Here is a 22,833-nt window from a genome sequence, read left to right as displayed (position 1 = left end):
AGCCCTCGCCCTCAACAACACATGGAACGAAACTCGCTGAGAAAACCTGACTGGCCTTCTTGGGACTCGCAGCCACCCTGACCTGCTACAAGAAGCTCGCAAAACTCGCCACGTGAGACAAGCTCTAAGACGTCGTACGATCTCTTCAGCCCGATGGTGTCCAGCCGTGATGTGGACACGGAATGCCGGGAACAATCCCGAATCACCTGGCGCCCAGTCCCTGAATCCGCTGATGGAATTATTCCCTCTCGGTCCGCCGAAGTGCGCGACGCGCCAAACGTGTCCGATCAGGCATCGGGTTGAAAGGGCTCAGTCATTCGCCTGAGGGTCGGCGTCGGAACTGTTCGCTCTGCGCTGTTCGTGAAGTCTGAGCATGTGCGTCGCAAAATGAATGGCGCGATTCTTGTTCGTCTCAGAAATCCGATTCAGCGTCGCGCCGGTAGGTGAGGGTCGTGCCCAGGGGCGTGGTGCGTGTGATGAGGCGGCCGGCGGGGTCGAGTTCGTAGGTGGTGTGGCGGTTGTCGAAGTCGGTTTCGGCAACGAGGCGGCCGGCCGGGTCGTAGGTGTAGTCCCAGGTCAGTCCTTGGGGGTTGGTGACCTGGGTGAGGCGGAGCTGGTGATCGTGGGTGAAGGTGTGGGTGGTGCCGCCGGGGTCGGTGCGGGTGGCGACCTGGTCGAAGTGGGTGTAGGTGAACGCTGTGGTGTGCCCGGCGGCGTTGGTGAAGGTCAGGCAGTTGCCTTCGCCGTCGTACGTCCATCGCTGCTCGGCGCCGTCGGGACCGGTCTGGCGGACGGGCTGGCCTTCGACGGTCCATTCCATCCTGGTGGTGGCACCGGTGGGATCCGTGGCGGCGATCAGCCGGCCGAACTCGTCCCATTCGTAGGCGGCGATACCGCCGGTGGGATCGGTGCGGGTGGCCAGGCCGGCGGGGTTGCACTCCACTTCGGTGACCGCGCCCAGGGGATCGGTCACCGAGACCAGCCGGCCTGCGTCGTCGTAGGCGTAGTGGGTGGTGTGACCGGCCGGGTCCGTTAGCGCGGTTCGGTTGCCGTGCTCGTCGAGGCTCTGACGCCAGACGGTGCCGTCGGCGCTGATGAGTTCGACGGGGGCGGGGTGGCGGTCGTAGACCGCGTGGGTCTGGCTGCCGTCGGGGAGGGTGACGCTGGTGCAGCGGTGCCCGCCGTCGTAGGTGTAGCGGGTGGTGTAGCCGAGGGCATCGGTGGTGGCGGTGAGGTTGTGATGGCGGTCGTAGGCGGTGCGTGTGATCGCACCAAGGGGGTTGATCTCGGCGATGACCTGACAGCTGTCGTTGATGACGAAGCGGGTGGTCGCCTCGTCGGTTGTGGTGAGGGTGGTGAGGGTGCAGTCGGGCCAGGCGGGGTCGGTGGTGCCGTAGGTGAGGGTGAGGGCGAGGTGGCCGGCTTCGCCGCCTTCGGCTATACAGCGGTCGTCCTGGTCGTAGGTGTAGGCGTAGGAGTGGTTGTTGCGGTCGGTCCAGGAGGTGACGCGCAGCCGCTCGTCGTAGGCGAAGCGCAGGGGCAGACCGGAGGAGTTGTAGTCCTCGGTGAGGTTGCCGTCCTCGTCGTACCCGAAGCGCTTGATCTCGGCATCGGTGCCATCGGCGGCCGCACCGGCGAGGTGGAGGGCGGTGACCCGGTCGTCCTCCGTGGTCAGACGGAGGTGATAGCCGGCGGAGTGACGGATACCGGTCGGGGCACCCCCATTGTCGTAGGTGAAGGTGATCGTGTGGCCGTTGCGGTCGGATATCCGGTGCAGGAGACAGACGCCGTCACTGTCCGGGCCCCCAAAGTGGCGGGTGTGCCCGGTGGCCGGATCTGTGACCGTGTAGCCGCCGGTCTCCGGGCGGCCCAGGGGCCAGCGGGGGCCCGAGTCGGGCAGGACCGCACTGTCGGAGGGGTGGGGGTAGGCCAGGAGGCGGCCGTCTTCGGTGATGTAGACGATGCCCTGTTCGTCGGTCTCCAGCCGTTGGTCGACGGTGGAGGTCCAGGTCGGGCCGAACCACCGCCCACATCGGTACGAGGAGCCGACCCGGCGGTTGAACGTCAGCGGCAGCAGACCGGGTAACTCGATGTCGGTCTGAGGCAGGTACATCTCGCCGGTGGCCAGGTCGATCGGGTCGGTGAACTTGTTGACCACACTCTTGAACCGGTCACGGGCGCCGCGCGCCGCGTCGCCCAGCATGGTGCGCCCGCGCTTTGCCAGGCCCAGAACCCCGGCCTTCATGGCCTTGAGGCCCTTCATGGCCTTCATGCCGCCCTTGGCCATCTTCGCCAGCCCGCCGAGGGTGGTCAGGCCCTTCATGCCGGGGATGCAGTCGAGGGCGGCGAAGGCGACGTCCCATGTTGAGAGGCATTCAAGATGCCGATGTCGCGGGCGGGCTTGGGGCGTTGAACATGCCGACAAGATCGGTTGCATGCCGGTGAGGTCGGGGTGTTCGTTGGCGGCGGCACCTTGCCGATGAGGGCATGCAGAAGGCCCTCCCGCTGATCTCTTGGCCGAGTCCGGGAGGGCCGTGCAGCGCGTGGAGGCGCCGGTGCTCACGGTAGAGGCGGACGCGGTTCGGGTCGAGGCCAGGTTGTTGGCGGGTGGGATCGAGTGTCCGGATTGCGGTGGTGTGCTCGCGCCGTGGGGGTGGGCGAGGCGTCGTGTGCTGCGGAGTGTGAAGGGGGTGGTGAGGGTGCGTCCGCGGCGGGCCCGGTGTTCGGGTTGTGGCGGGTCGCATGTGCTTCTCCCGGTGTTCGTGCTGGTCAGGCGGGTGGATTTGGCGGACGTGATCGGGACGGCGCTGGCGTGGAAGGCGGCTGGTTCGGGGGCCAGGACGATCGCGGCCCGTTTGGGCCGGCCGGTGGAGACGGTGCGGGGCTGGCTTCGGCGGTTCGAACGCAGGGCTGAGCACGTTCGCGTGTACTTCACGGTGCTGCTGGTGGACACCGGGCCGGATCCCATCCCGCCGGCGGGGTCGGTGAGCCGGTTCGCGGATGCGGTGGCGGCGGTGGTCGGGGCCTGGAAGGCCGCGGTCTCGCGGTGGCCGGACGTCGGCGAGGTGTCGCCGTGGCATCTGGCCGCGGCGGTGAGCCGGGGACGGTTGTTGTCGCCGTCCTGGCCTTGATCGTCGATCAACACCAACTGCCTCTGATCTGCGGAGGGTTGTTCCTGACAGCCTCGGCGGGCCCATGCCCGTGACGAGATGCCAGGAAGGTGGACGTGTCGAAGAAGGACGACGACGAGGCCGCCCGGACGGAGAGAGCCCGAAGGATCGGCCTGTTCCGCTACATGCTTATCCGCGAGGCGGCGGACCCGAGCCTGACCAGGCACCAGCGGGGCGCCCTGGTGCGCAAGCTGGCGCAGGCCGAGCACATCGACGCCGACGGCCGGCCGGTGCGGATCAGCCGCTACACCATCGACCGGTGGATCCTGGAGTGGCGCCAGGGCGGCTTCGACGCGCTGGTGCCCAGCCCGCGCCAGTCCCAGCCCAGGACCCCGCCGGAGGTGGTCGAGCTGGCGATGGCGCTGAAGAAGGAGAACCCGGACCGCGCGGCCGCGCAGGTCAGGCGGATTCTGCGGGCCCAGATGGGGTGGGCGCCGGACGAGCGCACGCTGCAGCGGATGTTCCACAAGACCGGGCTGGTCGCGCTGAAGAGGGCCAGGCCCAAGGACTCCTTCGGCCGCTTCGAGGCCGACCGGCCCAATGAACTCTGGGTCGGCGATGCCCTGCACGGTCCGCGGATCGACGGCCGCAAGACCTACCTCTTCGCCTTCCTGGACGACCACAGCCGGGCCGTGGTCGGGCACCGCTGGGGCTTCATGGAGGACACCGTCCGCCTGGCCGCGGCCCTGCGGCCGGCGCTGGCCGCCCGCGGCGTCCCGCAGTACATCTACGTCGACAACGGCTCCGCGTTCGTCGACTCGTGGCTGCTGCGGGCCTGCGCGAAACTCGGCATCAAGCTGGTGCACTCCGCCCCCGGACGCCCCGAGGGCAGAGGCAAGATCGAACGCTTCTTCCGCACCGTGAACGGCGAGTTCACCGTCGAGATCGCCTCCGGCGCCGGCGAAGTCGGCCGCGAGATCACCGACCTGGCGGAGATGAACCGCCTGTTCACCGCCTGGGTCGAGAACATCTACCACCGCCGGATGCACTCCGAGACCAAGGCCGAGCCGCTTGCGCGGTGGATGGCCGGCGCCCCCTTCCCCGTCCCGCAGCCCGCCGCTCTCGCGGAAGCATTCCGCTGGTCGGAGAACCGGCGGGTCGCCAAGACCGCGACGATCTCGCTGCACGGCAACCGCTACCAGGTCGACCCCCAACTGGTCGGCCACCGCGTCGAGCTGGTCTTCGACCCCTTCGACCTGACCGTCCTGCGGGTGCGTCTGGACGGCAAGGACGCGGGCACCGCCAGCCCGTTCCAGATCGAGCGGCACTCCCACCCCAAAGCCAAACCCGAAACCCCGGCTGAGGAACCGAAGACCACCACCACGACCGGCATCGACTACCTCGGCCTGGTCGACACCGCCCACTCCAACCACCTCGGCCAGAAGATCAACTACGCGGCCCTGGCGCCCGCACCTGCCGTCACCGTCGACCTGACCACCGAAGACACCAGCCCCGGCCGGGAGGCATGACCCGTCATGATCGAGAAACTGCAGGCCCACTACGGCTTCGAGCGCATGCCCTTCGGCCGCAACCTCGCCCCGGGCATGCTCCACCGGCACGACTCCCACAACCAGGCCGTCGCCCGCATCACCTGGTGCATCGCCGAACGCTCCATCGGCGTGGTCACCGGCGAAGTCGGCGCCGGCAAAACCGTCTCCGTCCGCACCTGCCTGGACGCCCTCGACCCCTCGAAATACACCGTCATCTACATCCCCAACCCCATGATCGGAGTCCGCGGCATCCACGAACAGATCGTCGACGCCTTCGGCCAGACCCCCGCCCACCTCGGCTCCCGCCTGACCGTCCAGACCGGCAAAGCCCTGCTGTCCGAACGCGAAGAACGCGGACGCACCCCCGTCCTGGTCATCGACGAAGCCCACCTGATGGCCTACGAGCAACTCGAATCCATCCGCATGCTCACCAACCAGGGCATGGACCAGGACTCCCCGCTGTCCTGCCTCCTCGTCGGCCAGCCCACCCTCCGACGCACCATGAAGCTCGCCGTCCTGGCCGCCCTCGAACAACGCACCGCCCTGCGCTACACCATGCCGGGCATGGCCTCCACAGAGACCACCAGCTACGTCAACCACCACCTGAAGATCGCCGGACGCCCGGACGAACTGTTCACCGAGGACGCCCTGACACTGATCCACACCACCTCCCGCGGCTATCCGCGGGCCGTGAACAACCTGGCCCTCCAAGCCCTGGTCGCCTCGTTCGCCTCCGGCAAGAACCTCGTCGACGAGGCCGCCGCCCGCGCCGCAGTCAGCGAAGTGGTCGGCGACTGAACCACCGGCACCTCGCCGACGAAAACGACACCTTGCCGACGACCGCCCCGCCCGCACCCACGCCGGCGGGGCTTCGTCATCCCCACCCATCGGCACCGTGAACGCCGCCCCCGTCTGCATTTTCAACGCCGGGCAACACGTCCCAGAGGCTCGCTTCGCCGTTCAGGTACTTGATGAGGGTGTCGGCGAGGACGACGAGGGCGGCGGCGAGGACGACCAGCGCGAGAGGCCCGCCGATGATCATCACGACGATGCCGAGGACCGCGACGATGACCTTGCAGACCGTGACGATGGCATCCCAGTTGTCCCTGACCCAGTCGACCGCCTTCTCCCACCACTTGCGGTTCTGGATGCCGGCGTCGGAGGCGTCTTCGAGCTTGTCTTTGGCCTCGGAGGCGGCGTCCTCGCGCATCTTCTTCGCGTCGGCGGCCATCTTCTTGGCCGCTTCGAGGCCGCCTTCGGCTTTGTCGACGGCCGTCTGGGCGGAGGACTGGGCGGACTTGGCGTCGGTGGCGTTGCGGGCGGCGGCGCGTACCTCGGAGTCGTCGGGCTTCTCCTTGCCCTCCGCCTCGTCGTACTTCTCCGTCTTGGCAGTGGCGCGCTCGACCCAGGAAGTGGCCGAGTCCAGCCGGCCGGTCGCGGACGACAACTCGTTGCGGGCCTCGCGGCCCCTGGCTAACGCCTTGTCGGCCAAGGACTGGGCGCGTTCCAGCTTCGGCCAGTAGGCGGCGAGCGCGTCGCCCGCCAGGTCGTACGAACGCTGGAGCTTCTTTAAGTTCTTGGGGACCTCGTCGAACTCGTCCTGGAACGCCTTCGCCGTCTTCCCCGCCCAGCGCAGGATCGCGTCCTCGCCGGCCATGCCCTTGATCTGACGTAAGGCTTCGGCCACGTCGTCGGCGAAGTCGTGTAACTCGCGGGCGAGCTGCTTCACCCGGTCCGGGTCGCCGGGGGTGGGGTCCTCGTCGAGGTCGAGCACGTGCCAGTCCGTCGGCCGGTTGCCCATGGGCTCTCCCGTTTGCGGGTCGTCAGCGGACGACGGTCTGGATCTCGGCGACGTCGACTTCGGTGGTGGTGTTGAAGACTCCGTCGGGCAGGCGGACGGGTTCGGTCTGGCCGGTGCCGGTCCAGCTGATTTCCCAGGTGACGGTGGCCGTGAGTTCGTAGGGGCCGGTGCTTTCGGTGGAGCGGAGGTACGTCAGGCCGCAGGGGGGTGTCTCCTCGGAGCGGGCGGCGGTGTACGGGGTGCCGATGGAGCCGTCGTCGTTGATGCGGCAGACGCCGCTTTCCGGGTGTAACTCGGCGTCTTCTGTGCCGGGGTCGATGCGCAGGCCCACGGGGCGGGCGGTGGTGGTGGCCTCCAGGCCGATCTCGGGGATGGAGGCGCTGACCGACACGGGGTGGAAGGTGCCTTCGTCGAGCCAGACCCAGGTGGGGAGGTTGACCTTCTGGTCGGCCGCTTCGGGGCGGAGGGTGGCTTCGTCGCGGGGGATGCGGATCCGGTCGTAGGCGAGTTCGGCCAGGATCTCGGAGGTGATGGCGTTGTCGTTCTCGACGGGGGGTGGTTCACCGGTGTCGACCCAGAACCAGGGGTCGGTGCAGTTGAAGATCGCCGGATCGTCTTTGCGGCTGTCGTCGTAGAAGTCGTCCCACCAGTAGCCTTCGCCGGCTTTGGCATTGTTGAAGTCGTGGTACGGGTTGCCGTCCGCGTATTTGTCCATGAACTCGGAGGCGAGTTCCTGTCCGTCGGGGTCGTGGACCATTGCGAACCACACACGCCGGGCCAGTTCCTCGAACTTGGCGGGGTGGTAGGCGGGGGCGTACCAGCAGGGGGGTGGTTCCCAGTCGCTCACCGGGGTGACGGCTCCGCCGCCGTCGCCGCCGGGGCCGTTGCGGGTCTCGTCCCACACGATCTCGACCTGGGCGTGCAGGTTTCCGTTGCTGTCGGAGCCGCCTCCGACATCGTCGGAAGGTGCGGGCGCCTCTTCGTTGGAGCCGTGGTCACCTCGGCCGCCTTCGTCGGGGTTCGCGTACGCGCTCCCCGTGGCCCATAAGAGGCTGCTTGCCACGGTCACGACGACGGCGGCCCGGGGTAAGTTCGTCAGGGCTGGCACCGATCCGCTCCCCTCTCGGAGACCATGCGGGTCGTGACCCACACTCCCGCGTCGTTCTTCTCCAGCAGGGTGTTGTACATCACGTAGTTGTCCGCGCTGGGAGCGTGGTCGTCCGGCTTCTTCCCCGACTCGGGGTTCTTGGTGATCCACGACTCGTTCTCGTCGGCGCAGGAGACGACCGACGCGGTGCGGTCGTCCTTCACGGTGACTTCTCTGTCGTAGTACCGGATCGTGCCCGCCCACTTGTCGCCGGCATCGACCCATTCTTTGATGAACTTCTTCGAGCCGGCCAGCGACGGCCCGGCGTTGTAGAACGTGAGGGCGGGCGTGGTCAGTTCGCCCTTCAGGATGGCGTCTTCCACGGCGTAGACCAGCTGCGCGTTGTCATGAAGTACGGCGTCCTTGACCGGATCGCCCGTTTCCGATTCCTCGAACGTGACCTTCGCGTACGAGGGGAGCTGGATCTCCGGGCGGTCCGCCGCCGGTTCGCTCTCCTCGGGCGACGGTGACGGCGGTGCCGACGAGGCGTCGTCCGCGCCCTTGATCTTCTCGTCGTCACCCCCGCCCTCGTCGTCCGAGCCGCAGGCTGTCAGCAGCAGGCTCGTGGCGGCTAAGGCCGCCAGGGCGGCGGGGAGGGTGCGTCGGCGTCTCACGTCAACTCCCTGTAGGAGACAGATCACTACCGGTAGAAGACGCTATCCGTGGGACGCGCGGTTTCGCCAGCGCCTTCGTTGGCTCGTTGTCGCCGCTTCACCGAAGCCCCACGCCCCACACCGAACACAGCCCGCCGCCGGCTGCGGGCGGCTTTCAGCCACGGGCCGGCGTCGCCTGGGCCGGGTTGCCGGGGACCAGCGTGGTGCACCATGCGACACAGGCTCCCCAGGCCGCGTAACCGATCAGTACGAGCACCGGGACGTGCGCATCCACGCGGTCCAGGGTGTCGAAGAGGTACCCGCCCACGAACAGCCAGGTGCACGTCGTCAACCAGGCCAGCGAACCGTTCCGCCGCTCTCCGAGCAGCCGCATCCCGGCCCACAGCATGATCGGCATGACCACGAGGCTGATGGCCATAGCGACCCACGGGGTGAAGTCGAGACCCCCCGTGCCGCGCTCCCTGACGATGTCGAAGCCTCTGACCAGGATGCGTGCGCACACCCATACCGTGAGCACGGTGACCACGGCGCCTTTGGCGGCACGCCACACTCCGAAGTGGGCCATCATGAGCACCAGTCTCCGCACCGCGGTGCCGGCTGTCGTGAGTACGCCTACTCACTCCCCGGGCCGCGAGTCCCCGGGGGCCGGGGGGACCGTAGAATCCGGGCATGCGCGTGTACCTCGGCAGTGACCATGCCGGATACGAACTCAAGAACCACCTTCTCGACTGGCTCCGCGAGCACGGGCACGAGCCCGTCGACTGCGGGCCGCTGATCTACGACGCCGACGACGACTACCCGCCGTTCTGCCTCCGCGCCGCCGAACGCGCCGCCGCCGACCCCGGCAGTGTCGCCGTCGTCATCGGCGGGTCCGGTAACGGCGAGCAGATCGCCGCCAACAAGGTGGCGGGTGTGCGGGCCGCGCTGGCGTGGAGCGAGGAGACGGCGCGGCTGGCGCGTGAGCACAACGACGCCAACGTCGTCGGCGTCGGCGCGCGCATGCACACGCGCGACGAGGCGACGAGCTTCGTCGAGGTGTTCCTCGCCACCCCGTACGCCGGGGAGGAGCGCCACCAGCGGCGCGTCGACATGCTCAGCGCGTACGAGCGGAGCGGCAGGCTCCCCGACGTGCCGGCGCACCACCCGCAGCCGTAGCGACCCGAAAGCCGTAGCGACTCCGGAAGCGAGGGCGTATGCCTGAGGGGCACACGATCCACCGGCTGGCCGTCGAGTACGGCGTCCGTTTCGGCGGGCGGGCGGTGCGGGCGGACAGTCCGCAGGGCAAGTTCGCCGACGGGGCCGCGCTGATCGACGGCTGCCGGATGACCGGCACCGACGCGCACGGCAAGCACCTGTTCCTCGGCTTCGGGCCGGTCGGCCACCTCCACGTCCACCTCGGGATCTACGGCAAGGTCGGCTTCGGCGACGGCCCCGCGCCCGCGCCCGTCGGCGCCGTGCGGCTGCGGCTGGCGACCGGCGCCGGCTACGCCGACCTGCGGGGCCCGTCGGCGTGCGAGCTGGTCACCGAGGAGGAGAAGGACGCCGTGCACGCGCGGCTGGGTGACGATCCGCTGCGCGCCGGCGACGACGGCGAGGGGTGCTGGGCGCGGATATCGCGCAGCCGGGCGCCCGTCGCCACGCTGCTCATGGACCAGCGGGTGATCTCCGGCGTCGGCAACATCTACCGCACCGAGGTCCTCTTCCGGCACGGCATCGACCCGTATCGCGCGGGCCGTGATCTCGGCCGTGCCGCCTGGGACGCGGTCTGGGCGGACCTTGCGGCGCTGATGCGCGAGGGCGTACGCACCGGGCGCATCGACACCGTACGGCCCGAGCATCTCCCCGAGGCGATGGGCCGCCCGCCGCGCGTCGACCGGCACGGCAGCGAGGTGTACGTATACCGCCGGGCCGGGCAGCTCTGCCACCTCTGCGGCACCGAGGTGCGCACCGCTGTCCTCGCCGCCCGCAACCTCTTCTGGTGCCCCACGTGCCAGCCCACGTGACCCTCGTCCCAACTGCGTCTGCGCAGGCACACCTTCGTTCCAATCGCGGGAAATTCGCATACGATTCCGGCAGTGCCGCCCGAAGGGTGCGGTCGGCACGCCGTGAATCGACGCCCGGCGCGGCGGGTGGATAGGGTCCCGGGGCATGGCCGGAGGTGCGGGTTCCGCCTCGCAAGCGGCCCGGTGGCACAAGGCGCTGCACCGGGCCCGGGTCGGTGTGCGCAGGGCCGGTGTCGACTACTTCCGCGGTGAGGGCTCCGACTGGATCGCCCTGGGTGTCCTGCTGCTGACGATCCCCGCGCTCGCGGCGGGCACCGTCCTCTCGCCCGCCTGGATCTCGCCGGCCGCGCTGGTGCTGCCGATCTTCGTCGGCGGCCTGGTGCTGCGGCCGGCCAGCCTCCTCGCGCTGTACGCCGCCTCCGCCACCGCGCTCATCGTGGAGGCGGTGGTCCTCGGCCCGTACGCGGAAGGGGCGGCCCGGGTGACGCCGGGCGACGTGCTGGTGATCGCCTCGGTGGGCCTGACGGGCCTGACCGTCGCGCAGTTCCGCAGCCGCGTGGGCGTGCCGTGGCGGCGCGGCGGCACGATGCTCTTCGACCTGCGTGAGCGGATCCGGGTGCAGAGCAAGCTGCCGCGGCTGCCGCGCGGCTGGCACGCGGAGATGTCGCTGCGCCCGGCCGGCGGCCAGTCGTTCTCCGGCGACTTCGTCGTCGCCACCCGCACCCACGACGGGCACATCCTGGAGGCCGTGCTCACCGACGTGTCCGGCAAGGGGATGTCGGCGGGGTCGCGGGCGCTGCTGCTGTCCGGCGCCTTCGGCGGGCTGCTCGGCTCGCTGCCGCCGCACGACTTCCTGCCCGCCGCCAACGGCTACCTGCTGCGCCAGGAGTGGGAGGAGGGCTTCGCCACCTCCGTGCACCTGGTGCTGGACCTGGAGTCCGGGGACTACGAGCTGTTCTCGGCGGGGCACGTGCCGGGCGTGCAGCTCAGCGCGGGCACCGGGCGCTGGGAGGAGAAGGGCGCGGAGGGCCCGCTGCTCGGCGTGGTGGAGGGCGCGCAGTTCGATCCGCTGAAGGGGACGCTGCGCCGCGGGGACGTGCTGATGCTGTTCTCGGACGGCCTGGTCGAGGCGCCGGACCGGGATCTGACGGAGGGCATGGACCGGCTGATAGGCGAGGCGGACCAGTACGCGTCGAGCACGTTCCGCGGCGCGGCGTGGCATCTCATCGAGAAGGTCGCGAAGGACGTCAAGGACGACCGGGCGCTGCTGCTGATCTGCCGGGAGTGACCCGTCGGCGGCACGGCGGGGCCGGGGCGCTCGCGCGTCGCCGTCGTGCGCGTACGCCCCGGCCCCCGCGGGTCAGCCGGCCGCGGCCGGCTCCGGCGCGGGCTCCAGCGGGGTGCCGCCCCGGGGCGGTTTGCGTCCGGGGAGGACGCGGGCCAGCCAGTGCGACCGGCCGGCGGCCAGCGGCCCGAGCACGGCGAGGACCAGCACGTATCCGGCGATGAACGGCGACAGCCGCCGGTCGAGCCCGGCGGTGGCCGCCATGGTGGCCAGGATCAGCGCGAACTCGCCGCGGGCGAGCAGCGTCAGCGCGATGTTCGACGCGGGCAGCGCCCCGAACCCGTACAGCTTCGCGGCGGCGAGGCCGGCGGTCACGTTCATCACGATCGTCAGGACCACCGCGAGGGCCACGGGGGCCGCGACCGAGGGCAGGTCGCCCGGGTCGATGGAGAGCCCGAAGCCGAAGAAGAAGAGGGCGCCGAAGGCGTCCCGCAGCGGGTGTACGAGCGTACGGATCCGCTCCGCGGACGTCGTGCTGCCGAGCATCAGGCCGACCATGAACGCGCCGATGGCGTCCGCCACCCCGAACCACTCGGAGATCCCGGCGACCAGCACCGCGGCGCCGAGGAAGGAGATGACCAGCAGCTCGTTGTCGCGGGTGTCGAAGAGCCGGCCGACGACCCTGGTGCCGTAGCGCGCGAGAGTGGCCAGGACCAGCAGGAACGCCAGCGCTTTGCCGGCCTGGAGGGCGGCTTCGCCGGGGCCTTCCGCGCCGGAGAGCACGGGCTGGAGAACGGCCAGGTAGAGGGCGAGGAAGATGTCCTCGACCACGATGATGCCGAGGATGGGTTTCGTCTCGCCGTTTCCGATCCGGCCCAGGTCGACGAGGATCTTGGTGACGATCGCGGAGGACGAGATGCCCAGCACGCCGGCGAGCACCAGCGCCTCGGAGGTGCCCCAGCCGAGCGCGAACCCGAAGCCGAGTCCGGCCCCGACGTTGAGCAGGAGGTAGCTGCCGCCGGCCAGGGCCATGCGGCGGCCGCCCGACTTCAGGTCGTCCAGGTGGAATTCGAGGCCGAGGTAGAACAGCAGCAGGACGAGGCCGAGGGCGGTGAGCATCTCCAGGTCGTGCGGGTCTTCGACCAGGACGAGGCCGGGGGTGTTCGGGCCGAGCAGGATGCCGGCGAGGATGAAGAGCGGGATGGTGGGCAGCCCGATGCGGCTGCCGATGCGGGCGAGGATGGCGGCCGCCATGAAGGCGCCGCCCATGGCGATCAGGGTTTCTTCGTGTCCGATGGGTTCCTCCCGGGGTCGTGGGGACGGCCGTTCCGGGACCTGAGCCCTTTACTTACTTTACCTTATAGTTGTTAGGGCAATTATTAGGCGGTCCAGCCATCGGGTTATCCCCACCCTCCGTCCGCCAGCGGCCGCCATGGCCGCGGGCCGGGCCGCTCCGTAGCGTCGAAAGACGACGAACACGGCACGGCCACGGCACGACCACGGCGCGATCACCGCGCGAACACGGGCGAAGGGCGGACGGCATGCGGCGTCGGAGCAGCGGACAGCGGCAGGACGGCGGGGCGCCCGCCGCCCCCGGCCACGCCGTCGAACTACGCGGCGTCGAGCGGCGCTACGGCCGCGGCACGGGCGCCGTCCACGCCCTGCGCGGCGTCGACCTCACCCTCCCGCGGGGCACGTACACCGCCGTCATGGGCCCCTCCGGCTCCGGCAAGTCGACGCTGCTCCAGTGCGCCGCGGGCCTCGACCGGCCCACGGCGGGCTCGGTGGTCCTCGGCGGTACGGAGCTGACCGGGCTCGGCGAGAACAAGCTCACCGAGCTGCGCCGCAGCCGCCTCGGGTTCGTCTTCCAGGCGTTCAACCTGCTGCCGTCGCTGACGGTCGAGCAGAACGTCCTGCTGCCGATGCGGCTCGCCGGCCTGCGCGCCGACCGCCGCCGGGCGGGCGGGGTGCTGGCGGCGGTCGGGCTGACGGAGCACGGCCGGCGGCGGCCGGCGGAGCTGTCCGGCGGCCAGCAGCAGCGGGTGGCGATCGCCCGGGCGCTGGTCACCCGGCCGGACGTGATCTTCGCGGACGAGCCGACGGGGGCGCTGGACACGCGCACGGCGGCGGAGATCCTGGCGCTGCTGCGGCGGGCGGTGGATGAGCTGGGCGCGACGGTGGTGATGGTCACGCACGATCCGGTCGCGGCGTCGTACGCCGACGTGGCGCTGTTCCTGGCGGACGGCGCGCTGGCGGGCAGCCTGTCGCGGCCGTCGGCGGCGGAGGTGGCGGCGCGGATGGCGGCGCTGGACCCGCGGGACGCGCGGCGGGAGGCCGGCACGGCGGCGTGAGCGGGGTGGCGCGGGCGCCGCGGGGGCCTCGGGGACGGGGGCGCGGGTCGTCCGCGGAACCCGCGGGGGGCGCCGGTCGTACGGACCTCGTACCGGACCTCGCGGCGGATCCCGTACGCGCCTCCCCGCCGGACGCCGTACGGCCCGGGCCGCCGCTCTCCGCGGGGGAGGCGGCGGCCCGGGCCGGGGTTCAGCGGTCGGCGGTCGCCCGCTCCCGCTCCGGGGCGTACCCCTGCTCCGCCGCCGGCCGCGTCCGGGCCGAGCGGCCGCGACGGGCCTCCGCGTCCGACGTGAACAGCCAGTCCATCTTCGGCTCCATCGCCCACCGGAACATCCGCCGTACCGGCGGGGTGCAGAGCACGGTGATCACCACGCCGGCGATCGCCGTCACCGCGAGGGCGCCGAGGGGTGTGTGCGCGAAGTCGTTGTCGTACCAGCCCCAGAAGCGGGCGCCCTTGGCGAGGAACCCGTGCAGCAGGTAGCCGTAGAGGGTCCCGGCGCCGAGCACCGTGAACCACATCGTGCGCCGCGGCACCCAGGCCAGGAAGCACGCCGTGAGCACCAGCGCGCAGCCGAACATCGCGAACGTCATCGCCGGCCCGGACCACAGCGGCGCCTGCAACTCCTGCGCGGAGTCGCGGTGGTAGAACCAGCCGGCGTTCATCCGCGGCACCGCCCAGTAGGCGACCGCGGCCGCCGCCAGGCCCACGGGCAGGGACAGCAGCCGCACCTCGCGCCGCCGTACCAGCTGGAAGTGCTCGGGCCGGAGCATCAGCCCCAGCACGAAGAAGGGCATGAACTGCAGCACCCGCTGGAGGTCGAGGTCGTTGCCGACGGTGTCGCTCATGGACGCGGCGGTGGCGATGACCAGCGCCAGCGGTACGGGCCAGCGCACCGCCCGCCACAGCGGTGTCGTCATCCGCCAGACGAACAGCGCGATGAGGAACCACGTCAGGTACCACGGGTCGAGGATGCTGATGCGGTAGTCGGGGACGTCGCCCGCCCAGCGGTAGAAGAACGTGTAGGCGGTCTCGAAGATCACGTACGGCACGAGCACCCCGGTGACCAGCCGCTGTACGCGCCCGGGGCGGCCGAGGTCGAACGACCGTGACATGTAGCCGGAGATGAGGATGAACGCCGGCATGTGGAAGGAGTAGACGAGCATGTAGAGCGCGGACGCGGCGCGGCTGTCGTCGCGCAACGGCTCCCAGGCGTGGCCGAGTCCGACCAGCACGATGGCCAGATACTTCGCGTTGTCGAAGAAGGGGTCGCGGGTCTGCGGCTTGCCGGAGTCGCCGGCCGGACCGGCCCCGGTCTGCGTCGGGCGGGTCACGGGGCCTCCTGGTGCGAGTCAGGCGGCGGAACCCGGAAGTGCATCGGCGGGTGTGAGTCGTGGGGGGATCGGAACATCGTCGGCACGATAGCGTCCGGGTGTCCGGCCCGTAAATTTGTCGTCGGCATCGGCGATTTCCTGATCATCGGCCGCGGGTGGAGCGGTCAGCGGTCATCACGGTATGCCAGTTTTGTCCTGAATGAACCGGACATAATTGGACGGAACGCCCGAGTGCTCGCCGGTCTTCTTTTGGCCAGTTTCGATTCGTTCACACGGGGTGTGAAAGGGGAATTGCGACGGCCGGAACGCCGCTGGGCGCACCGCTCATTGCGTATATCGGGGCGCTCGATCGTGGAATTCGGATTCCCCGGCGGTTTCCCGCCGCCCGCCGCCGGGGATGGACCGCGTGGGCGCGTCACCGGCGCGGCGGCCGTGGGCGGCCCGCCTGCGGCACGCCCGCGTGCGCCCGGAGCGCACATCGGTGTAAGGGGCGCGAGATATCAGCCAGTTGGGCATCCCACGCACCCTCGCGCACCCGATGGTGGCACGATGGATCCACCGGGGTGTGCGGGCGGCGGGTGCCCTGGGCGGGTGAACGAGAACCTAGGGGTGATCAGGGCGTGGCTATCTCACTGTCCATGGTGCTGCTGATGGGGATCATCCTGGTCGTGCTGATTCGTGGCGGCTCGGTCAAGATAGGTCCGGCGATCGTTGCCGTGCTCTTCGGCTTCTTCCTGGCGTCCAGCAGCGCGGCTCCGGACATCAACGACGCACTCGACGAGATAACCCGGAGCATCAGCGACATCGGCACCTGACCGCCCCCTCGGGGGCGGCCCGGCCGCCGTGCGCACGACAACGGCCGGGACCCCGGCACGCGCCCGTCGCGAGCGACGCGGCGCGGCCGCGATCCCGGCCGTCCTCTCACCGAGCGGGTGACGGGAATCGAACCCGCGTAGCCAGCTTGGAAGGCTGGAGCTCTACCATTGAGCTACACCCGCAGGCGCCGCCCCGCACGGGCGGCACGCCCCGCATGGTAGCCGCTGCGCCCCCTGTCCCGCACGCCGCTTCCGGCAGGCGCGGGGGCGCACGTGCACGCGCGCGTGGTGTACCGCGTGGCGCACGGGGCCGCGGACGGGCCCGCGTACGGGCCGCGTACGGTGTCACCAGGGACGTAATCGGCGGCGGCGCGACAGCGCGGGCATGTACCCTACTGCTCGCACCAGCGGGGTGTGGCGCAGCTTGGTAGCGCGTCCGCTTTGGGAGCGGAAGGTCGTCGGTTCGAATCCGGCCACCCCGACCGCGGCGGGGACCTTCGGCGCGAAGGTCCCTTTATGGGGAGTGGACCCGGCACCGGTACTATGCAAGCTGCGTTCCTGCGTGCCTGGACCGGGCCGCTCCAAGCTTCGGCCGAAGCCCGGACGCAGCCACCAAGAAGTCCAGAAGAAGTACAGCACTTCCCAGACGCCATCCCAAGGAGACCGACCGTGAAGAGCGCCGTGGAGACCCTGAACCCGACCCGGGTTCGGCTCACTGTCGAGGTGCCCTTCGAGGAGCTCAAGCCCAGCCTCGACGCGGCGTACAAGAAGATCAACCAGCAGGTCACCGTGCCGGGCTTCCGCAAGGGCAAGATCCCGGCCCGCATCATCGACCAGCGGTTCGGTCGCGGCGCCGTCCTGGAGGAGGCCGTCAACGACGCGCTGCCGAAGCTCTACGAGGACGCCGTCAACGAGGGCGACCTCAAGCCGCTGGGCCGGCCCGAGGTCGACATCACCGAGCTGAAGGACAACGAGACGCTCACCTTCACCGCCGAGGTGGACATCCGTCCCGAGTTCGAGATCCCGGACTACTCGGGCATCAGCGTCGAGGTCGACGCCATCGAGGTGCCGGAGGAGGACGTCGACAAGTCGGTCGAGCAGCTGCGCGAGCGCTTCGCCTCCAGCACGCCGGTGGAGCGGGCCGCGGCGGAGGGCGACGTCGTCACCCTCGACCTGGAGGCGAGCGTCGACGGCGAGGTCCTGGAGGACGGTGTCGCCAGCGGCGTGTCGTACACCATCGGCTCCGGCGAGCTGCTGGACGGCATCGACGAGGCCGTGACCGGCCTGGAGGCCGGCGGCTCGGCGACGTTCGCGTCCGAGCTGAAGGGCGGCTCGGCGGCCGGCCGCGAGGCGCAGGTCAAGGTCGAGGTCACGCAGGTCGCCGAGCGCGAGCTGCCGGAGCTGGACGACGAGTTCGCCCAGATGGCCAGCGAGTTCGACACGCTGGAGGAGATGCGGGCGGACAGCCGCAAGCGGCTGGAGCAGATGAAGAAGTACGACCAGGCGCAGCAGGCCCAGGAGAAGGTGCTGGACGAGCTGCTGGGCATGGTCGAGATCCCGGTGCCGGAGAAGCTGCTGGAGGAGGAGATCTCCACCCGCAAGCACAACCTGGAGAACCACCAGCTGGCCCAGATGGGGATGAACCTGGAGGGCTACCTGAAGCTCCAGGAGAAGACCGCCGAGGAGCACGACGCGGAGCTGAAGGAGCAGGCGGAGCGCGGCATCCGCACGCAGTTCGTCCTGGACGAGCTGGTGGGCAAGGAGCAGGTGAACGTCGGCCAGGAGGAGCTGACCGAGCACCTGATGCGCCGGGCGCAGTCGTCGGGCATGAGCCCGGACCAGTTCGCGCAGGCGGTCGTCGAGGGCGGCCAGGTGCCGGTGCTGGTGGGCGAGGTCGCCCGCGGCAAGGCGCTGGCGGTCGTGGTCGAGGCCGCGACGGTCACCGACACGAACGGCGAGGCCGTGGACCTGTCGGACGAGGACGAGACGGCCGAGACGGTGACGCCTGCCGCCGAGGAGACGGCGGACGAGGCGGCCGGGGCGGACGGCGACGAGGCGGAGCCGTCCGAGAAGGCCGGCGCCTGAGGCCGGGTGACCACCCCGCCGGGCCCCGCCGCACGTGCGGCGGGGCCCGGCGGCGTTCGCGGGAGGCGTGCGGGGCGCCCTGGCGGGCGGCCGGACCGGCGCGGTGGGCCCCGCCCACGCCCCCGACGCGCGCCCCAGGCGCGCCCGACGACCGCACGCGCCCGGCTTTCGCCGTCTCCGGCGGCCCGGTGGCGGCTCCGCCGGGCTACCGGCTGCCCGTGCAGGCCCACGTGGTGACGCTTGGTGGCCGTGTGCGGCGGCGGGCGCCCCGCCCGGAGGGCTCGTTGGTGGCCGCGCCGCGTTGTGGCAGCCCACGTCGCCTGCGCGGCTTCGTGTCTCCTCGTCCTCCGGCATCCGCCGCCCGCGCAGGGCACCCGCGCCCCGCCGCCCCGCCCGGAGGGCCTGCGCTCACAGCGAACAGTTCCGGAACCGGGATGGCGCCCGCCTACCTGCGCGTTAGGGTCCATTAGCAAGTCAGGCAAGTCAGGAACGTACAGTCAGACGGCCACTGGCGGCCGTCGCAGAGTGAGCAGGTGGACACGTGACGAACCCGATGCTTTCCGGGCCGGGCGAGCCGTCCTTCGGCGGCCTTGGCGACCAGGTCTACAACCGGCTGCTCAACGAGCGCATCATCTTCCTGGGCCAGCCGGTCGACGACGACATCGCCAACAAGATCACGGCGCAGCTGCTTCTCCTCGCCGCCGACCCGGACAAGGACATCAACCTCTACGTCAACAGCCCGGGCGGCTCCGTGACCGCCGGCATGGCGATCTACGACACGATGCAGTTCATCAAGAACGACATCGTCACCATCGCCCTGGGTCTCGCGGCTTCGATGGGTCAGTTCCTGCTCAGCGCCGGCACCCCCGGCAAGCGCTTCGCGCTGCCGAACGCCGAGATCCTGATCCACCAGCCCTCCGCCGGCCTGGCCGGCTCGGCGACGGACATCAAGATCCACGCCGAGCAGCTGATCCGTACGAAGAAGAAGATGGCCGAGCTGACCGCGCTGCACACCGGCCAGAGCGTCGAGCAGGTCACCCACGACTCCGACCGCGACCGCTGGTTCTCCGCCGAGGAGGCCAAGGAGTACGGCCTGATCGACGAGGTCATGCCGTCGGCCACGGGCATCCCCGGCGGCGGCGGCACCGGCGCCTGAGCCCCGGACCACCTGAGCCCCGGAACCGGTCCCGGCCCCCGGCCCCCGGCGCCCCGACCCCGGCCCCCGGCCCGGCACGCCGCAGCCCCGCAGCCCTTCTCACCGCAGCCGCACTGCCACCAGGACGGAACACCACGATGCAGAACTTCCCCGGACGCGGCCTCTACGACCGCCTGGCCGACGAGGCCGCCGACGCCGCCGACGCCAGTCGTGCGCTGGGCGCCGAGTCCCGCTACGTCATCCCGCGCTTCGTCGAGCGCACCTCGCAGGGCATCCGCGAGTACGACCCGTACGCGAAGCTCTTCGAGGAGCGCGTCATCTTCCTCGGCGTGCAGATCGACGACGCCTCGGCCAACGACGTGATGGCCCAACTCCTGTGCCTGGAGTCGATGGACCCCGACCGGGACATCTCGGTCTACATCAACAGCCCCGGCGGCTCCTTCACGGCGCTCACCGCCATTTACGACACGATGCAGTTCGTCAAGCCGGACATCCAGACCGTCTGCATGGGCCAGGCCGCCTCGGCCGCCGCCGTGCTGCTGGCCGCCGGCACCGAGGGCAAGCGCATGGCCCTGCCGAACGCCCGCATCCTGATCCACCAGCCGTACACCGAGACCGGCCGCGGCCAGGTCTCCGACCTGGAGATCGCCGCGAAGGAGATCTTCCGGATGCGTAACCAGCTGGAGGAGATGCTGGCCAAGCACTCGACCACGCCGATCGAGAAGATCAAGGACGACATCGAGCGGGACAAGATCCTCACCGCCGAGGAGTCGCTGGAGTACGGGCTGATCGACCAGATCGTCTCCACCCGCAAGATGTCCGCCGGCATCGGCGGCTGACGGCGCGCGGCCGGTCCCGGCTCCGTCCGGGGCGGCCGTGTCCGCGGCGCCGGACCCATCGTCCGGGCCCTTGTCCTCTGGACAGGGCCGCCCGCGGAGCGGTCCCCTGGAAGCGAACCAGTGAGTTGGGCTCAAGGGGACCGCTCGGGGCTCCGGGCAAGGTACCGTCGATACGCAACCAGGTTCCGCCCCCCAAGAGCGGATCCCAGGCGAAGGGGAAGCACCTCGTGGCACGCATCGGTGACGGCGGCGATCTGCTGAAATGCTCGTTCTGCGGCAAGAGCCAGAAGCAGGTCAAGAAGCTCATCGCAGGACCCGGCGTCTACATCTGCGACGAGTGCATCGACCTCTGTAACGAGATCATCGAAGAGGAGCTGGCAGAAAGCTCCGAGGTGCGCTGGGAGGAACTGCCCAAGCCCCGCGAGATCTACGAGTTCCTGGAGGGCTACGTCGTCGGGCAGGAGGCCGCCAAGAAGGCGCTGTCCGTCGCGGTCTACAACCACTACAAGCGGGTGCAGGCCGGCGAGAACGGCGTCGCGGCGCAGAACCGCGAGGACGGCATCGAGCTGTCCAAGTCCAACATCCTGCTGCTCGGCCCCACCGGTTCCGGCAAGACGCTGCTGGCGCAGACCCTGGCCCGGATGCTCAACGTCCCCTTCGCCATCGCCGACGCCACCGCCCTCACCGAGGCGGGGTACGTGGGCGAGGACGTCGAGAACATCCTGCTGAAGCTGATCCAGGCCGCCGACTACGACGTCAAGAAGGCCGAGACCGGCATCATCTACATCGACGAGATCGACAAGGTCGCCCGGAAGAGTGAGAACCCGTCGATCACCCGGGACGTCTCCGGCGAGGGCGTGCAGCAGGCGCTGCTGAAGATCCTGGAGGGCACCACGGCCTCCGTGCCGCCGCAGGGCGGCCGGAAGCACCCGCACCAGGAGTTCATCCAGATCGACACGACGAACGTGCTGTTCATCGTCGGCGGCGCCTTCGCCGGTCTGGAGAAGCTCATCGAGTCCCGGGCGGGCGCCAAGGGCATCGGCTTCGGCGCCACCATCCGCTCCAAGCGCGAGCTGGAGAACGAGGACCCGTTCCAGGAGGTCATGCCCGAGGACCTGGTGAAGTACGGCATGATCCCCGAGTTCATCGGGCGGCTGCCGGTCATCACCAGCGTGCACAACCTGGACCGCGCCGCCCTGCTGAAGATCCTCGTCGAGCCGCGGAACGCGCTCGTCAAGCAGTACCAGCGCCTCTTCGAACTCGACGGCGTCGAGCTGGACTTCGACCGCCCGGCGCTGGAGGCCATCGCCGACCAGGCCATCCTCCGCGGCACCGGCGCCCGCGGGCTGCGCGCCATCATGGAGGAGGTGCTGCAGTCGGTGATGTACGAGGTGCCGTCCCGCAAGGACGTCGCCCGCGTGGTCATCACGGAGGAGGCGGTGCACTCCAACGTCAACCCGACGCTGGTGCCCCGCTCCCGCACCGCCGAGCCGGAGCAGCGGCACCAGGAGAGCGCCTGAGCCGCGCGCACGACACCCACCGCACGAACAGGGGCCGCCCCACCGGGGCGGCCCCTTCGCGTCGTGCGGTACGGCGTACGGCTCAGCCGATCGGCACCCGGACGTCGCCGCGGACCTCCGCGGTGGTGGTCGCGGCCTCGTCGATGCTGGTCTCGGTGCCGGCGATGATCTGCATCGGGTCGGACAGCGCGACGTAGCCGATGGTGCTGCTGTCGGCCCAGGCGCAGGTCGGGAAGTTGAAGCTGTCGACCGGGGCGCTGGCGTCGTCGGTGGAGAACTTCACGTACTGGCACTTCATCGAAGCGCCTTCCTCCAGCCCCTCGGGCTGGACGTCCTCCGGGCTGCCGACCAGCTCGGCGCTGTCGCCGCCCATGGACGGGTCGGCCGCCGCCTCGGTGGCCATGTACGCGAAGAACGCGTCCAGGACCGCCTCCGGGTCCTCGATGTCGCCGTAGACGCCCTGGAACTGCAGGATCTTGCCCGTCTGGCTGGTGCCCACCCGGTAACCGGCGCCGGCGTCCTCCGCGTTGCTGACCCCGATCGACTCCATCTCGTCGAGGTCGCTCGACGACAGTCCGCCGGTGCTGAGGTCGTCGGCCTTCTCGTACTCGCCGGCGACCGTCTGCGGGGTGGTCAGCTTGTACTTCTCGCCGCTGTCGACGGGCGGGTCGTCGCCGTCGTCGCCGCTGCCGTCGCCGCTGTCGCCGTCGTCGCCCTTGCTGCCCTCGGTCAGCGAGTTCTTCGACTCGTCCTTCTTGCCGTCGTCCTCGTCGTCGCCGCCGAGCAGGAAGAACCCGCCGACGGCGATCAGCGCGACCGCGACCACGGCGGCGATGACGATGTACAGGGTCTTGTTGCTGTTGCCGCCCTGCGGAGGCGGTGCCTGGTTGTATCCGGGCTGCTGCCCGTACGGCCCCGCCTGCTGCTGGCCGTACCCGCCGGACTGCTGCTGGCCGTAACCCCCGGGCTGCCCGTACGGACCGGGCTGCTGCTGGCCGTAGCCCTGGCCGCCGCCCTGCTGCGGGTAGCCGTAGCCGGGCTGACCGGGCTGGCCGGGCTGCGCGGGCTGGGCGTAGGGCGACTGTGCAGGCTGCTGTGGGGGCTGCTGCGGCTGGCCGTAGGGACCGGGCTGCCCGTACGGGCCTGGCTGCTGCCCCCCACCCCCGTAGGGTCCGGGTGGCGGCGGCTGGTTGTGACTCATTACGGTCCCCTCCGTGAGTTAAG

At 70.3% G+C, this 22,833-nt stretch carries 19 protein-coding genes, 2 tRNA genes and 1 pseudogene; 13 read left to right on the top strand and 9 right to left on the bottom strand.

Going from position 1 to position 22,833, the window contains the following annotated elements; all coding sequences use genetic code 11:
• Nucleotides 1–412 precede the first annotated feature (412 nt).
• Nucleotides 413–2,323, bottom strand: a complete 1,911-nt coding sequence (locus tag ACHZ99_RS05405; RefSeq protein WP_420303149.1) for a DUF6531 domain-containing protein — start codon at nucleotides 2,321–2,323, stop codon at nucleotides 413–415.
• 211 nt (nucleotides 2,324–2,534) lie between these two features.
• Between ACHZ99_RS05405 and ACHZ99_RS05400 the strand changes: the two genes are divergently transcribed.
• The 3 genes from ACHZ99_RS05400 (at nucleotide 2,535) to ACHZ99_RS05390 (ending at nucleotide 5,458) form a co-directional block, all read left to right on the top strand.
• A complete protein-coding gene (locus ACHZ99_RS05400; RefSeq protein ID WP_420303148.1) occupies nucleotides 2,535–3,131 on the top strand; it encodes a DUF6431 domain-containing protein in 597 nt (198 codons plus the stop codon).
• 95 nt (nucleotides 3,132–3,226) lie between these two features.
• On the top strand, nucleotides 3,227–4,639 hold the full coding sequence (locus ACHZ99_RS05395) for a DDE-type integrase/transposase/recombinase (RefSeq protein WP_420303147.1): 1,413 nt from the start codon (nucleotides 3,227–3,229) through the stop codon (nucleotides 4,637–4,639).
• Between the two features lie 6 nt (nucleotides 4,640–4,645).
• Nucleotides 4,646–5,458, top strand: a complete 813-nt coding sequence (locus tag ACHZ99_RS05390; protein WP_420303146.1) for an ExeA family protein — start codon at nucleotides 4,646–4,648, stop codon at nucleotides 5,456–5,458.
• A gap of 85 nt (nucleotides 5,459–5,543) precedes the next feature.
• Here ACHZ99_RS05390 and ACHZ99_RS05385 read toward each other — a convergent pair.
• From ACHZ99_RS05385 to ACHZ99_RS05370, 4 genes and pseudogenes are all read right to left on the bottom strand, one after another.
• A pseudogene (locus ACHZ99_RS05385) lies at nucleotides 5,544–6,461 on the bottom strand (putative T7SS-secreted protein); the annotation flags it as partial.
• Nucleotides 6,462–6,483: 22 nt separating this feature from the next.
• Complete coding sequence (locus ACHZ99_RS05380; RefSeq protein ID WP_420303145.1) at nucleotides 6,484–7,569, bottom strand: hypothetical protein; 1,086 nt, start codon at nucleotides 7,567–7,569, stop codon at nucleotides 6,484–6,486.
• On the bottom strand, nucleotides 7,557–8,222 hold the full coding sequence (locus tag ACHZ99_RS05375; RefSeq protein WP_420303144.1) for a hypothetical protein: 666 nt from the start codon (nucleotides 8,220–8,222) through the stop codon (nucleotides 7,557–7,559). Before ACHZ99_RS05375 ends, ACHZ99_RS05380 begins: the two co-directional genes overlap by 13 nt.
• Nucleotides 8,223–8,376: 154 nt before the next feature.
• Nucleotides 8,377–8,790, bottom strand: a complete 414-nt coding sequence (locus tag ACHZ99_RS05370) for a hypothetical protein (protein ID WP_420303143.1) — start codon at nucleotides 8,788–8,790, stop codon at nucleotides 8,377–8,379.
• A gap of 101 nt (nucleotides 8,791–8,891) precedes the next feature.
• On the opposite strand from ACHZ99_RS05370, the gene ACHZ99_RS05365 reads away from it, so the two are divergent.
• The 3 genes from ACHZ99_RS05365 (at nucleotide 8,892) to ACHZ99_RS05355 (ending at nucleotide 11,513) form a co-directional block, all read left to right on the top strand.
• A complete protein-coding gene (locus ACHZ99_RS05365) occupies nucleotides 8,892–9,377 on the top strand; it encodes a ribose-5-phosphate isomerase (RefSeq protein ID WP_420303142.1) in 486 nt (161 codons plus the stop codon).
• Nucleotides 9,378–9,415: 38 nt separating this feature from the next.
• Nucleotides 9,416–10,225: an Fpg/Nei family DNA glycosylase gene (locus ACHZ99_RS05360; RefSeq protein WP_420303141.1), complete on the top strand. Its 810-nt coding sequence runs from the start codon at nucleotides 9,416–9,418 to the stop codon at nucleotides 10,223–10,225.
• Nucleotides 10,226–10,370: 145 nt separating this feature from the next.
• Complete coding sequence (locus tag ACHZ99_RS05355) at nucleotides 10,371–11,513, top strand: PP2C family protein-serine/threonine phosphatase (protein WP_420303140.1); 1,143 nt, start codon at nucleotides 10,371–10,373, stop codon at nucleotides 11,511–11,513.
• A gap of 72 nt (nucleotides 11,514–11,585) precedes the next feature.
• Here the strand turns inward: ACHZ99_RS05355 and ACHZ99_RS05350 are convergent, their stop codons facing one another.
• Entirely contained in the window at nucleotides 11,586–12,779 is a 1,194-nt protein-coding gene (locus ACHZ99_RS05350) for a cation:proton antiporter (RefSeq protein WP_420303139.1), read from the bottom strand.
• 272 nt (nucleotides 12,780–13,051) lie between these two features.
• Between ACHZ99_RS05350 and ACHZ99_RS05345 the strand changes: the two genes are divergently transcribed.
• The gene (locus ACHZ99_RS05345; RefSeq protein WP_420303138.1) at nucleotides 13,052–13,861 is read left to right on the top strand and encodes an ABC transporter ATP-binding protein; all 810 of its coding nucleotides are present in this window, start codon (nucleotides 13,052–13,054) and stop codon (nucleotides 13,859–13,861) included.
• Nucleotides 13,862–14,051: 190 nt separating this feature from the next.
• Here ACHZ99_RS05345 and ACHZ99_RS05340 read toward each other — a convergent pair whose 3' ends face one another.
• Nucleotides 14,052–15,194 (bottom strand): acyltransferase family protein, encoded by a 1,143-nt coding sequence (locus tag ACHZ99_RS05340; protein WP_420303137.1) that lies wholly within the window; start codon nucleotides 15,192–15,194, stop codon nucleotides 14,052–14,054.
• Nucleotides 15,195–15,814: 620 nt separating this feature from the next.
• On the opposite strand from ACHZ99_RS05340, the gene ACHZ99_RS05335 reads away from it, so the two are divergent.
• Nucleotides 15,815–16,009 (top strand): hypothetical protein, encoded by a 195-nt coding sequence (locus ACHZ99_RS05335; RefSeq protein ID WP_420303136.1) that lies wholly within the window; start codon nucleotides 15,815–15,817, stop codon nucleotides 16,007–16,009.
• 112 nt (nucleotides 16,010–16,121) lie between these two features.
• On the opposite strand, the gene ACHZ99_RS05330 is transcribed toward ACHZ99_RS05335, so the two are convergent.
• A tRNA-Gly gene (locus ACHZ99_RS05330) sits at nucleotides 16,122–16,192 on the bottom strand.
• Nucleotides 16,193–16,417: 225 nt separating this feature from the next.
• On the opposite strand from ACHZ99_RS05330, the gene ACHZ99_RS05325 reads away from it, so the two are divergent.
• The 5 genes from ACHZ99_RS05325 (at nucleotide 16,418) to clpX (ending at nucleotide 21,609) form a co-directional block, all read left to right on the top strand.
• Nucleotides 16,418–16,491: transfer RNA gene (locus ACHZ99_RS05325), tRNA-Pro, on the top strand.
• 187 nt (nucleotides 16,492–16,678) lie between these two features.
• Nucleotides 16,679–18,094, top strand: a complete 1,416-nt coding sequence (gene tig / locus ACHZ99_RS05320; RefSeq protein ID WP_420303135.1) for a trigger factor — start codon at nucleotides 16,679–16,681, stop codon at nucleotides 18,092–18,094.
• Nucleotides 18,095–18,647: 553 nt separating this feature from the next.
• Nucleotides 18,648–19,250 carry an ATP-dependent Clp protease proteolytic subunit gene (locus ACHZ99_RS05315; protein WP_420303208.1) on the top strand — a complete coding sequence of 201 codons (603 nt, stop codon included), beginning with the start codon at nucleotides 18,648–18,650 and terminating at the stop codon, nucleotides 19,248–19,250.
• A 137-nt stretch (nucleotides 19,251–19,387) separates the two neighbouring features.
• Entirely contained in the window at nucleotides 19,388–20,089 is a 702-nt protein-coding gene (locus ACHZ99_RS05310; RefSeq protein WP_420303134.1) for an ATP-dependent Clp protease proteolytic subunit, read from the top strand.
• Nucleotides 20,090–20,316: 227 nt separating this feature from the next.
• On the top strand, nucleotides 20,317–21,609 hold the full coding sequence (clpX, locus tag ACHZ99_RS05305) for an ATP-dependent Clp protease ATP-binding subunit ClpX (protein ID WP_420303133.1): 1,293 nt from the start codon (nucleotides 20,317–20,319) through the stop codon (nucleotides 21,607–21,609).
• Nucleotides 21,610–21,691: 82 nt separating this feature from the next.
• On the opposite strand, the gene ACHZ99_RS05300 is transcribed toward clpX, so the two are convergent.
• Nucleotides 21,692–22,810: a hypothetical protein gene (locus tag ACHZ99_RS05300; RefSeq protein WP_420303132.1), complete on the bottom strand. Its 1,119-nt coding sequence runs from the start codon at nucleotides 22,808–22,810 to the stop codon at nucleotides 21,692–21,694.
• Between the last annotated feature and the right edge of the window lie 23 nt (nucleotides 22,811–22,833).

The organism is Streptomyces sp. MAR4 CNX-425, assembly GCF_048656465.1.
Lineage (GTDB): Bacteria > Actinomycetota > Actinomycetes > Streptomycetales > Streptomycetaceae > Streptomyces.
This window is presented reverse-complemented; position numbering and strand designations above follow the sequence as displayed.

What these genes read in the sequence shown, in the direction of transcription:
- ACHZ99_RS05405 (WP_420303149.1), bottom strand. Translation starts at nt 2,323, where the DNA reads ATGAAGGGCCTGACCACCCTCGGCGGGCTGGCGAAGATGGCCAAGGGC.
- ACHZ99_RS05390 (WP_420303146.1), top strand. Translation starts at nt 4,646, where the DNA reads ATGATCGAGAAACTGCAGGCCCACTACGGCTTCGAGCGCATGCCCTTC.
- ACHZ99_RS05370 (WP_420303143.1), bottom strand. Translation starts at nt 8,790, where the DNA reads ATGATGGCCCACTTCGGAGTGTGGCGTGCCGCCAAAGGCGCCGTGGTC.
- ACHZ99_RS05365 (WP_420303142.1), top strand. Translation starts at nt 8,892, where the DNA reads ATGCGCGTGTACCTCGGCAGTGACCATGCCGGATACGAACTCAAGAAC.
- ACHZ99_RS05360 (WP_420303141.1), top strand. Translation starts at nt 9,416, where the DNA reads ATGCCTGAGGGGCACACGATCCACCGGCTGGCCGTCGAGTACGGCGTC.
- ACHZ99_RS05355 (WP_420303140.1), top strand. Translation starts at nt 10,371, where the DNA reads ATGGCCGGAGGTGCGGGTTCCGCCTCGCAAGCGGCCCGGTGGCACAAG.
- ACHZ99_RS05350 (WP_420303139.1), bottom strand. Translation starts at nt 12,779, where the DNA reads ATGGGCGGCGCCTTCATGGCGGCCGCCATCCTCGCCCGCATCGGCAGC.
- ACHZ99_RS05345 (WP_420303138.1), top strand. Translation starts at nt 13,052, where the DNA reads ATGCGGCGTCGGAGCAGCGGACAGCGGCAGGACGGCGGGGCGCCCGCC.
- ACHZ99_RS05315 (WP_420303208.1), top strand. Translation starts at nt 18,648, where the DNA reads ATGCTTTCCGGGCCGGGCGAGCCGTCCTTCGGCGGCCTTGGCGACCAG.
- ACHZ99_RS05310 (WP_420303134.1), top strand. Translation starts at nt 19,388, where the DNA reads ATGCAGAACTTCCCCGGACGCGGCCTCTACGACCGCCTGGCCGACGAG.
- ACHZ99_RS05300 (WP_420303132.1), bottom strand. Translation starts at nt 22,810, where the DNA reads ATGAGTCACAACCAGCCGCCGCCACCCGGACCCTACGGGGGTGGGGGG.